Below are 445 nucleotides of genomic sequence, written 5' to 3'. Positions count from 1 at the left end.
GTTCGACACAGCCCAGCGCGGGTTGTTGGCGATGTTGCCCACCGTGTCGCGAGCCACGCTAATGAAACTCCACTCCGCAACGTTGATAAGCGGCAGATCGGCAGCGACCTTCTTCTGGAACTCCTTGTAGAGCTCGGTGCGAGCCGAGGTGTCGAGCGTCTCGGACGCCTTGACGATCAGCGCATCGAGCTCGGCGTTCTTATAGCCGCCCTGGTTGGAGAAGGGCACGCCGTCGGGAATGCCGCTCTGCACCAGGATGGTGGTCGAGATCGCCGGGTCGCCGCGGAACACCGGCGGGCCGACGGCGAGGTCGAAGGCATGGTCGGTGTAGACGGCCTTGATGTGGGCCGCCGAGTCGTTGTTGACGATCTGGGCGTCGATGCCGATCGCCGCCAGCGCCTGGCGCAAATAATCGCCGAACTGCTTCGTCTCGTTGAAATAGGGT

The 445-nt window shown here is 63.1% G+C and carries 1 pseudogene; it reads right to left on the bottom strand.

Annotated features, from left to right (window positions below):
* A pseudogene (locus EOA27_RS39920) lies at positions 1-445 on the bottom strand (ABC transporter substrate-binding protein); the annotation flags it as partial.

Origin of the sequence: Mesorhizobium sp. M2A.F.Ca.ET.037.01.1.1 (assembly GCF_003998075.1) — a bacterium.
GTDB lineage: Bacteria > Pseudomonadota > Alphaproteobacteria > Rhizobiales > Rhizobiaceae > Mesorhizobium.
This window is presented reverse-complemented; position numbering and strand designations above follow the sequence as displayed.